Origin of the sequence: Erwinia oleae (assembly GCF_000770305.1) — a bacterium.
Lineage (GTDB): Bacteria > Pseudomonadota > Gammaproteobacteria > Enterobacterales > Enterobacteriaceae > Erwinia > Erwinia oleae.
In genome coordinates this window covers 1-8,470 of sequence record NZ_JNVB01000128.1, presented here as the reverse complement: position 1 = coordinate 8,470, position 8,470 = coordinate 1, and the positions used below count along the sequence as shown (strand labels likewise).

Annotated in this window: 10 protein-coding genes and 2 pseudogenes; 10 read left to right on the top strand and 2 right to left on the bottom strand. The window is 52.9% G+C overall.

Annotated features, from left to right (window positions below; translation table 11 throughout):
• Positions 1-72: 72 nt before the first annotated feature.
• A complete protein-coding gene (locus GS12_RS24885) occupies positions 73-366 on the bottom strand; it encodes a SymE family type I addiction module toxin (protein ID WP_052118565.1) in 294 nt (97 codons plus the stop codon).
• A 286-nt stretch (positions 367-652) separates the two neighbouring features.
• On the opposite strand from GS12_RS24885, the gene GS12_RS24710 reads away from it, so the two are divergent.
• The 9 genes and pseudogenes from GS12_RS24710 to GS12_RS25075 all read left to right on the top strand — a co-directional run bounded on the left by GS12_RS24710 (position 653) and on the right by GS12_RS25075 (position 7,449).
• Complete coding sequence (locus GS12_RS24710; RefSeq protein ID WP_160279935.1) at positions 653-829, top strand: hypothetical protein; 177 nt, start codon at positions 653-655, stop codon at positions 827-829.
• Positions 830-1,289: 460 nt separating this feature from the next.
• Entirely contained in the window at positions 1,290-3,020 is a 1,731-nt protein-coding gene (locus GS12_RS25260; RefSeq protein WP_407637874.1) for a DNA/RNA non-specific endonuclease, read from the top strand.
• Complete coding sequence (locus tag GS12_RS22085) at positions 3,020-3,349, top strand: hypothetical protein (RefSeq protein WP_034951000.1); 330 nt, start codon at positions 3,020-3,022, stop codon at positions 3,347-3,349. Before GS12_RS25260 ends, GS12_RS22085 begins: the two co-directional genes overlap by 1 nt.
• Before the next feature lie 218 nt (positions 3,350-3,567).
• The gene (locus tag GS12_RS22080) at positions 3,568-3,978 is read left to right on the top strand and encodes a hypothetical protein (protein WP_034950997.1); all 411 of its coding nucleotides are present in this window, start codon (positions 3,568-3,570) and stop codon (positions 3,976-3,978) included.
• A 245-nt stretch (positions 3,979-4,223) separates the two neighbouring features.
• Positions 4,224-4,790 (top strand): hypothetical protein, encoded by a 567-nt coding sequence (locus tag GS12_RS22070; RefSeq protein ID WP_034950993.1) that lies wholly within the window; start codon positions 4,224-4,226, stop codon positions 4,788-4,790.
• A gap of 29 nt (positions 4,791-4,819) precedes the next feature.
• A pseudogene (locus tag GS12_RS24880) lies at positions 4,820-6,190 on the top strand (VENN motif pre-toxin domain-containing protein); the annotation flags it as partial.
• Positions 6,180-6,425 (top strand): hypothetical protein, encoded by a 246-nt coding sequence (locus GS12_RS22060; RefSeq protein WP_034950991.1) that lies wholly within the window; start codon positions 6,180-6,182, stop codon positions 6,423-6,425. The pseudogene GS12_RS24880 and the gene GS12_RS22060, both read left to right, overlap by 11 nt.
• Positions 6,426-6,428: 3 nt before the next feature.
• A complete protein-coding gene (locus tag GS12_RS24705) occupies positions 6,429-6,578 on the top strand; it encodes a hypothetical protein (protein ID WP_160279934.1) in 150 nt (49 codons plus the stop codon).
• 16 nt (positions 6,579-6,594) lie between these two features.
• On the top strand, positions 6,595-7,449 hold the full coding sequence (locus GS12_RS25075; protein WP_235421322.1) for a hypothetical protein: 855 nt from the start codon (positions 6,595-6,597) through the stop codon (positions 7,447-7,449).
• Between the two features lie 48 nt (positions 7,450-7,497).
• Here GS12_RS25075 and GS12_RS22050 read toward each other — a convergent pair whose 3' ends face one another.
• The gene (locus GS12_RS22050; protein ID WP_235421320.1) at positions 7,498-7,707 is read right to left on the bottom strand and encodes a SymE family type I addiction module toxin; all 210 of its coding nucleotides are present in this window, start codon (positions 7,705-7,707) and stop codon (positions 7,498-7,500) included.
• A 258-nt stretch (positions 7,708-7,965) separates the two neighbouring features.
• On the opposite strand from GS12_RS22050, the pseudogene GS12_RS25070 reads away from it, so the two are divergent.
• Positions 7,966-8,470 (top strand): annotated as a pseudogene (locus GS12_RS25070) (hypothetical protein); the annotation flags it as partial.

The following is an 8,470-nucleotide window of genomic DNA, read 5'->3' as shown; positions in this document are numbered from 1 at the left end:
AGAACCAGAAAGTTCCACCTGAATAACTCACCAATCCCAGCCCTATCGGCTGGGATTTTACTTTATAACCCGTCAGTTACCTTCACTTCTCAGCCGCCTCTGCGGCGCGGCAACCAGTTCAATAAACGCCGCTATCTCCCGCTGCTTACGGTCTGAGAGCTTCTTACAGGCCCGCTTCAGCGTACTCACCACCTCCGGCTCGGCGGGCGGTTCCGGCTGCGGCTCCTGCGCCGCCAGTATCAGGCAGCCCGGCAAAACCTTCACCTCCAGCACCGTCCCGGTATCAAACCCTATCTCCTTCAGCCAGTGGCCCTTCAGCGTGACCGCCGGAACGGGCTGGTACTTCGCATCACTCACATAACCCACGGTATAACAACGGGTTGTGGGTGTGCCTGTCTCTGGCTTATAAGGAGATCCACGCCGCCACGCATTCGGCAGAGCATCATCTGGCAGAGCCGGACGAAGCGGCGGAGACGCCGGAAAGCCGGTAAGCTCTCTGTGAGTTGGGTTGATCGTGCACGGCAGAGCGCGGCGTCCATGCCGCGATCTGCCTTCATCAGGCTCCGTGCCACGCGGGGTAAATGGCCGCGCAGCGGTGTGACATCGCACAATATAGTGATGATGTGGCCGCTGCCCGGCCATTCAACATAATGTGGCATTACGCGAAATGGCCCGTCGTGGCGGGCCAGAACGCGAAACGAACATTATGCCTGCGCCGTTGAAGTACCGGGCGCTGCGCGTAAAACCGGCCTTCAGTGGGCGGCTTGCCCCGCGTTCAGCAACGGGTGTGCCGCCGTCCCTGGCGGTTCAGCCACAGCGCCGTCTGTGAGAACCCGCCTCAGTCCCCTCATCGTCTTCAGGCAACAGCAATAAGGGTTGTCGGCCTTCGGCCTCCGCTGAAAACAGTTTATGCCCGCCCTGCTGCGTCTGTCTGCGTCGGCTCATGCCGCGCGGTAAAGAAGCGCGTCACTCGTTCCCGCCACAGCCAGCTTCCGCTCCCACCCCGGCCCGCAGTGATGTGTAAGCCCGGCGTCACCTCAGGTTCCGGCGCACAGGCGGCTAAAGAGGGAGGCATGAGCCGTCTTGCAGTCAGTCATCCAGTGAAGCGACAGAGTTGCCTTCAGAGCGCCGTCCCGGCGCTTGCGGGCCTCGCCAGCCCGGACCCGGCAGACGGTTCATCGGGCCACAGGCAAGCTGCGGCCCGATGAACCGCCGCAAAGGGAAAACCGGTAATGACAGCGGAGAACATGCTGTTAAAATGCGCGGCAGGATAACGCAGGGAAAGCGGGATGAAGCGGATAAGGAAAGTCCTGATATGGCTGCTGTGTCTGGTGATGTTCACCAGTGCGGTAGCGTGCGCGGGCGAAAAAAGCGCGTCGGGGCAAAAAGTTGTGACGCCGGTTCTGCAACAGGTGAAACCTGATGTAACTGACGGAATGGACAGGGAAAAAACAGTTCCGGAAGAGGAATGCGCGTCGGACTTCCGCGATCAGCTGATAGGGGAAATCGGCAGCCAGGCCAGCGACATAGCACGGACGCAGGGTCAGATAGAAGCCACAAAAGCCGGTAAAGCAGAGCTGGCCGCGAAAGGCGTTAAAGAGCCGGGTGAGAATGCCACGAAGGAAGAGATCGCTGCTTACAATAAAGCCCTGACGGAAACCTCCGGCTACAAAACGGCTCAGCAGAAATGGGGCACAGGCAGCGCCATCCAGCAGGGTATCCAGGCGGCCACGGCGGCGGTGCAGGGTCTGGCCGGGGGAAATATCGGTCAGGCCATCAGCGGCGCGGCATCGCCTTATCTGGCCGAGCAGATCCACAAACTGACCGAAGGCAATCCTGAAGCGCAGGCAATGGCCCACGCGGTGGTCGGTGCGGTCACCTCGTATGCAGCCGGTAACAGCGCTCTGGCAGGCGCAGCGGGCGCGGTCAGCGGCGAACTGATGGCGCAGCTGGTGATGAATCAGCTGTATCCGGGTAAAACGGTCAGCGAACTGACGGAGACGGAGAAACAGACCATCAGTGCGCTGGGTACGCTGGCGGCGGGCCTGACCGGTGGTGTTGCCGGAGACAGCACGGCGGATGTTGTGGCCAGTGCTCAGGCGGGCCAGAACTCAGTCAATAACAACTTATTTGGCGGAACTGAAAGCGGCCAGGAGAAACTGGTACAGGATCACGGTAAAGACGTGCTGTCCTGTACAGACGCTCCTTCTTCAGCCAGCTGTCAGCGCGGTGAGGCGGTCAATAAAGCGATAGCCGTGGCGTTGGGTGCCGGTGCCGCAGGTGGCGTGGTTGCCGCCGCCACGCCGGAACTGATTGCAGCGGTTCAGGCCGCAGCCAGCTCCTGCGCGGCCAGTCCGGTGCTGTGTGCCAATGAGGTCAGTATCTGGGTGGCTGAAATGGCCGCCGGTGATGCACTACCGGCAGGTCTGACGGTGGCAACGGTCAGCAAGATGTCGGCTACCGAACTGTCAGAGCTGAAAGCGCTGATGACGGTGGAGAAACAGACCGGCAGTAAGGTAACGAAAGAATCGCTGGAAAGCGTGGTGACCAGCTCAGGCGGTAAAGGGAACTGGAATAAGGAACTCAATAATCCTCAGCCAAATACGCTTTATAAAGTGGATGGTAATAAAACCTACCAGACCGATGCTCAGGGACGGGTAGCTACCGTTGAAGCTGACCTCTCAACTCTGGTCAAAGACCGCAATACTTATCAGCAATGTAAAGCTGGTAAATGTGGTGTTGACGGTGATGAAGGTGGCCACCTGATAGCAAGCATCTTCGACGGCCCTGGCGAAAAATTGAATCTGGTACCAATGGATGGCAACCTGAACAAAGGTGTCTGGAAACAGATGGAAAACACTTGGGCAAATGCGTTGAAGGATGGCAAGCAGGTTAATGTTAAAATAGAGCCTGTTTACAGTGGTGATAGCGTACGGCCGGAGAGCTTCAACGTCATCTATACAATAGATGGTGGTCGCCCCAAAGAACAAGCCTTCATGAATGCCCCCGGAGGGAAGTGATGCGAAACGAACAGGACATTTATAAAGATATTGGGACAATTTTGTTTAGCATAGCTCCAGATTTTGCCAAAAAAATCATTATGCGTGCAGAGCTGTCTCCAGAAGATGACCACTGCGAGTATGAATACGACTACATTGATGAAGAAAACAAAACCAGCTGGATAACTGCTGGCGGCAGAGCTAACACAGATATGCTTCGTCTTTTGGTCGAATTGAGATCTCTCTACGTGCAAAGAAATCTAACCAATGGCCGCCCGGGCTGGCACGGTTGTGAAGTGATGTTCGACATCGAGGAGATGAAACTGAGCATTGATTTTCGCTACGAGTAACTCGAGATCCCTGGTAAACAAAAAATCCCGACCATAGTGTCGGGATTTTTGTTATTCGGATCCTACTCTGTAACATGTTATGCTTCATGCTGAATTATAAGTTTCCAAAGCGACCATATAGGTGATGTAAAATACAACTCTAGTTGTGAGTAGATCGACTTGCAATGCAAGATAATCGATCAGATAATAGCTAACACAAACAATTAACGGAGCTGAAAATGTCCTTTGTCTCGCTATCCAATCTCGCTGCTAAAACAGGCCGTATTGCCCAGAGCAATAACGTAGCCGTGACGCAGAGCAAACGAGTGACGGGAGCCGTTGAGCTGGGTTTTCGTCTCAGTCGTTCAGTTATGGACGAAACCGGCATTGATATTGGTGACCGCGTTGACATCCTTCACGATGCAGAATCTTCCCTGTGGATGATTAAAAAAATCCCGGAAGGCGGCTTTGCAGTGGCAGGCCAGAAAAATAAAGCGGGAGAGTACTCTTCCTGCGCAATCCGCCTGACGTTGCGTCCGGGCTTCCCTCGTCTGTCAGACGACGACGAGGCATCAGTAAAGCAGTTTTCACAGGATTCAGACACGCAGATGGAGAAAGGACAGATTATCTTCAGGCTGGGTGATGAGTAGGAAGACGATAAAGGAAGAGGCAGGAATCAGAGGCAGTCGCCAAACTATATCTCTGATCCCTGCCTTCACTGACCACTGTATTACAAATGTCATACAGGAGGCTGTCCGTAATATTATGCGCATTAGCATATCTATGGCCACAACTTTAAGTTTAACTAAACTTAAGTCCAGTATGATTGTTGTAACTCAAGCGGTTGCCCTGAACGTCTTATTGTTTAAATATCAATAAGTAAGGCAATAAAATCATGACATCATTAACAATCGCTCCTTCTGTTGCTCGTGCTGAGCTGGCTTCAAAGTTCGCTGCTCATCCAGCAATGCTGTTGCAAATCAACCGAATGAAGAACTCTCAGGTCGTTGTTCTGTGTTCTCTTCTTCGCGGTGATCGGCTGACTTCCGCAGGAAATAACATAGTGGCTGATTATGAAGTGCTCAGACTTCCAGCCATTGTGGAAATACTGGAGAAAAAATACTTCATCCCGGTCCAGCACTGTAATGTTAATACCACTTCTTCTATTGCCCGATGCGCTACCACGCAGACTTTCTATATCGTAGATGTGGATGTGATTAATCAACTCCAGATTGATCCTGAAGGTGTGTGTAGAAAACACGAAAAGTGTATTGCATCGAGAGAATGGGTGAAGAAACAGAAGAAAATCGAGAGCCTGATTAAAAGCAATGGTGGCTTAACCGAAACAGTTTTGTCACTCACACAGCATGTCTACAAGGATAAAATGCCAAGTAAGGAGAAGCTGGCTGAGCTGGAAGAGAAGTTCCGCAGTATCCTGGATGAACTGGACAATGCCTCATAACATAGTGTGAAGCTAAAACAATCCCGGCCATCGAGCCGATATTTGATAAAGAAAAGGAGCAGCAGCGGCTGAGGGAAGCGCAAGTGATGGGGGAAATCGGGGTTCAGGCCGGGGATATTGCACGGACACAGGGCCGGATAATCGCGACGAAAGCCGCGAATGAGAAGATGTCCGGAGCCACCCAGAGCGACCGCGACAAGGCACTGGCTGACCTGAAAGCGAAGGATCCGACAAAGCAGTACAGCGACGAAGACGTCAGCAAACAGGTCTATAACAACTTCTACAACCAGGCGTTTACCGAGAGCGGGTTCGGCACCGGCGGCAAGGTACAACAGGCCATCCAGGCCGCCACTGCGGCGGTGCAGGGTCTGGCCGGGGGCGATCTTGCGAAAGCCATTGCGGGCGGCTCAGCGCCGTATATCGCGAACGTTATCGGCAGCAGTGGACTGGATGATGCGGGTAAAGTGCTGGCCCACGCGACGGTCAATGCGGCTCTGGCGGCGGTTCAGGGTAACAACGCGCTGGTGGATGCAGCGGGCGCAGCCACGGCAGAACTGACCGGAATGATCGCGCTGGAGGTCTACGGCAGGAGCGCCGGGGAGCTGAGCGAAACCGAGAAGCAGACGGTGAGCGCGCTGGCCACGCTGGCGGCGGGTCTGGCGGGCGGGTTGATTGGTGGCAGTACGGCTGATACGGTGGCTACTGCGCAGGCAGGTAAAGCGACGGTTGAGAATAACCTGCTGGGTGGGAATGAATGGATGCAGGGAGAGAAAGCCAGGGAGCATGGTGCTGATGTTCTCTCCTGTAGTGATAATCCTTCCGGCGAAGCCTGTAAGCGCGGGCAGGCTGAAAATAAAGCTTATGCCGGAGCGCTGGCTACAGGAGGCGTGGCGTTATTGCCCGGTGCCGCGCAGGCGATGTGGGGGTTGGGCGCAGGGGTAAACGCAGGTGCTCAGTATGCTGAAGATGGCAAGGTGAATCCGGTTAACTCTATTGTTGCTGGCTGGATAAACTTTGCCAGCATGGGGAATGGCTTATGGGGAACAGTGGGCTGGAATGCAGCCGGTGGCGCGCTAACCAATCAGATCAACGGTGACAATCCTTTAACGGGAGCAATTACTAATGGCTTGGGTTCTGCTGGCGGTTACTGGGGAGGCAAACTAATTTCTTCAGGCACAAATGCGGCTGGTAAATGGCTAACCGACGGCTGGGATCCTAAGTTTAATCCTGACCTGCTGAAATATACCGAAGTTAAAGGTCAATTGGGGATCTCTAAGGAGAAGTTGCCTGGTAAGCTTCCAGGCAACATGGGTAATATTGGAGCTTCAGTAATATCAGAAGGAGGCGGTAAAGGAGCTGAACAGGTAATAAAAAAAATAGGAGATAAAAATGAAAAATGATCTCCGAGTTAGATGCGTTCAGTCCCTATTTATCTTAGTTGCTACGATTTTATTCATGATCGCATTATCTGTATGCGGAAAGCTTTTTTTCGCGTTGTTACTGTGGCTACTTGGAGATGGTTTTAATACAACCGGGCAGGATGTTTTGCACGGAGCGAAATTAGGACTTTATGGTGGGAGCATTGGAGGCATTGGACTCGCATTATTCCGCCTTTTTAAAGTAAAGGGGTTTTAATCTATGTTGAAAAGATCCCAGCCTTTGTGGTTGGGATTGTTGTTGAGAATAACTCGCTGTCTGGTCTGGTCTGGCCTGGACGGGTTCGGCACCGGCTTCCAGAATAATGTTCAGGCCCAGGGATCGCTGGTAAATAATACCAATCATCACTGATGAAAATGGCAAGGTTTTGAATCCGGCAACACCAGAGCAAATTAAGTATGCTTCTGACAAGCTGGTGACGGGTGAATTACCGGAAGGTGCCAATATCACTAAAGCTATTGTTGATGGATATAAAGATGGTGTGCTGATAGCGGGAGCGGCTTATTTAGGACCAGCGGCAAGCATCGGAAAAGTTGTGGCAGGTGCCACAATAGCGGAAATCGCGAACGGGACTTATCAGTGGTTTGATATAAATAGTGAAAAGAACCAAAGCCTGCCTGAAAATCAGCAAAAGACATGGGATTATAAAAGCAGTGCAGGTGCAGCGATAACCGGAGCTCTGGCTCCGGGGCGTGGTGTCTGGTCTAACGTGGGTATAGCAACAGGTGGCGCGGTGTTTACGGACGGGACGGATGCCGGGGCGATAGGTGGTGCTGCGGCCGGGGCCTGGGCTGGCGGGATGTTTGGTTTATATGCCCCTGGCGCTGTGGGCAAAATAACTGGCGAGAACCATATACCTGAATTTATTTATGATGTTATCGGTTCTGGTGGGGCAGAAGTAGTCGGTGGTTTTACTAAAGATGCAATAAACACTACTCCAGGAAATCAGCCAGTGCAGAGGAATAATAAAAAAATGATTAATTACCTAAAGCTTTTGGGGTATTCATGTGTTTTTTGTTGCGTTATCTACTTAGTTTTAACTGGTGCTAGTGCAATTATAATTTATTTGAAGAATGGATACTTTTTTTACCCCCCGTATCATGTTAAAAGAACCATAGTTTTTGGCTGTATCTCGGGAGCAGCTATTACCTTAGCCGCAATAGTTTTTAATCTGATCGATAAATTTAAATCCCGCAAAACTCCCCCATCAGATCCTCGATAAACAGAAATCCCGGCCAGTCTCCTGAGCCGGGATCTCTTTACCCGTCGCTCACTCCTCAGCCAGCCGGATAATCAGCTGCCCCGCCTCCGGGAGCATCTCGATCATCTTCCCGGTAATGAAGCCAAAATCTGCCATCCAGTGGCCCCGCAGCGTGATCGATGGCGAAGGCCGGTGCTTGATATGATCCCGGATATAGCCCACGGTATAGTGCCGTGCTTTGGTTGAAACGTGTTCTGACTTATGATGTTGCGCAGCCATGATTAACTACCCTCAGGCTTCAGTGGTACAGGCGGCTAAAACGGAGGCCAGTCAGCGGTCATGCAGGTTCCCCCAAGCTTCATACCCCGGCGCTTCCTGGTGCCGTTCCGGCCCCTGCGGCCTCGCCAGCCCGGATCCGGCAGACGGTTCACCGGCCCACAGCAGGCTGTGACCCGGCTCCCACAGTAATGAAAACCGGTAATGACAGCGGAAATCATGCTGTTAAAATGTGTGGCAGGATAACGCAGGGAACGCGGGATGAAAGAGATAACGAAAGCTTTGACATGGCTATTATGTCAGGTGATGTTTACCAGTGCGGTAGCGTGTCTGGGCGAAAAAAACGCGTCGGGGAAAAACTCTCCGGGCATCGAAACGCCTCAGCAAAATCTCTTCTTAACCGCCTGTCTTCACCGGGAAAATCACTGTTCCTCCACCAAAGCCACGTCAGACCTTGTTAATCCGATATTTAATAAAGAGAAGGAGCAGCAGCGGCTGAGGGAAGCGCAAGTGATGGAGGAAATCGGGGGTCAGGCCGGTGATATTGCACGGACGCAGGGCCGGATAATCGCGACGAAAGCCGCGAATGAGAAGATGTCCGGAGCCACCCAGAGCGACCGCGACAAGGCACTGGCTGACCTGAAAGCGAAGGATCCGACAAAGCAGTACAGCGACGAAGACGTCAGCAAACAGGTCTATAACAACTTCTACAACCAGGCGTTTACCGAGAGCGGGTTCGGCACCGGCGGCAAGGTACAACAGGCCA

Coding starts and splice junctions, on each gene's coding strand:
- GS12_RS22060 (WP_034950991.1), top strand. CDS start 6,180: ATGAAAAATGATCTCCGAGTTAGATGCGTTCAGTCCCTATTTATCTTA.
- GS12_RS22080 (WP_034950997.1), top strand. CDS start 3,568: ATGTCCTTTGTCTCGCTATCCAATCTCGCTGCTAAAACAGGCCGTATT.
- GS12_RS22070 (WP_034950993.1), top strand. CDS start 4,224: ATGACATCATTAACAATCGCTCCTTCTGTTGCTCGTGCTGAGCTGGCT.
- GS12_RS22050 (WP_235421320.1), bottom strand. CDS start 7,707: ATGGCTGCGCAACATCATAAGTCAGAACACGTTTCAACCAAAGCACGG.
- GS12_RS25260 (WP_407637874.1), top strand. CDS start 1,290: ATGAAGCGGATAAGGAAAGTCCTGATATGGCTGCTGTGTCTGGTGATG.
- GS12_RS24705 (WP_160279934.1), top strand. CDS start 6,429: ATGTTGAAAAGATCCCAGCCTTTGTGGTTGGGATTGTTGTTGAGAATA.
- GS12_RS22085 (WP_034951000.1), top strand. CDS start 3,020: ATGCGAAACGAACAGGACATTTATAAAGATATTGGGACAATTTTGTTT.